The following is a 1,261-nucleotide window of genomic DNA, read 5'->3' on the forward strand; positions in this document are numbered from 1 at the left end:
CCTTTATATCATTTTTTCTTATTAAAAATTTATTAAAATAAATAGATTTATTTTTTATAGCTATAGCTTCTTCATAAGACTTATCTATGTTATCTTTAATATTATTTCCTTCAATTAAGATAAATGGACTAATATCATATTTTTCGAATATATTTTTTGTAGTTTCTTCTATGTCCTTTAACATTTTTAATTGATTGTTTTTATCATAATTAATTACTATTATTATTTTATTTTTTTTAAATATACTAAGCTTTTTATAGTTCTCCAAATTATTCTTTATATCAGTTTTTATTAATATTTTTATATTTTCTAATTCTTTTGAATCATCATCAGTATATATTTCAGAAACTAATAAGCAATAATTCTCTAAATTAAAATATTCAAATAACTTTTTTAATAATTCATTATCTACTTCTTTTTTAAATATTAAATCTAAAGTTAAATCTTCTAATAATTTTTCTTCACTATAATTATTTTCATTTATAAAATTACTATCTATTTCTTTAACCATATTTTTTAAAATTGGTAACATATTTTCTGGACTTGCCTCTGTCTTAAGTAAATAATCATGAATCCCATATTTAAAACTTTCTTTTACATAATCAAATTCAGAAACATTACTTAAAACAAGAACTTTTATACTTGGATATTTATTTTTTATTATTTTTGATAACTCTATTCCATCAATTTCTGGCATAATCAAATCTGTTATTACTATATTGGGTTCCTTATCTTCAATCATTTCTAATGCTTCTTTTCCATTAGCTGCTTCCCCTATTAACTTAAATCCTTCTTCTTCCCAATTACATAAATGCTTCAATCCATTTCTAAGAATACTTTCATCATCTACAATTAAAACTTTATAAAAACCTTTCATAGAAATTGTTGCTCCTCTCATAAAAACAAAACTTATATATTTATATAATATCATATTTTTATAAATTAGTAATTGTTTACATGATTAAAATACAAATTATAGATAAAATAATAGATAAACATTATATTCCTTGTTACGTCACATGCGTTCCAAGTCATCGTCATACAATGTTTATCTATTTGCAAACTGAAGGAATGAAATTATTAAAACTCTAATTCTTAAACTACGAATTTTACTACTCTAATAAAATTATCCGCAACTTGTCCATAGATATAATTTCATAAAGAATAAAATAAAAATGAGTATCGTACAAAGTACCATACTCATTAATATTTAAAAACTAGTTTTGTCCAAAGTATCTATCTAATAATCCCTTGAAAGCTT

The 1,261-nt window shown here is 21.0% G+C and carries 1 protein-coding gene; it reads right to left on the bottom strand.

The features are described 5' to 3' along the window. Positions 1–877: response regulator (locus H9660_RS16105; RefSeq protein ID WP_191751383.1), on the bottom strand; the 877-nt coding region annotated here is incomplete at its 3' end. Positions 878–1,261: the final 384 nt, after the last annotated feature.

It is taken from the genome of Clostridium gallinarum (genome assembly GCF_014836325.1).
Taxonomy (GTDB): Bacteria; Bacillota; Clostridia; order Clostridiales; family Clostridiaceae; genus Clostridium; species Clostridium gallinarum.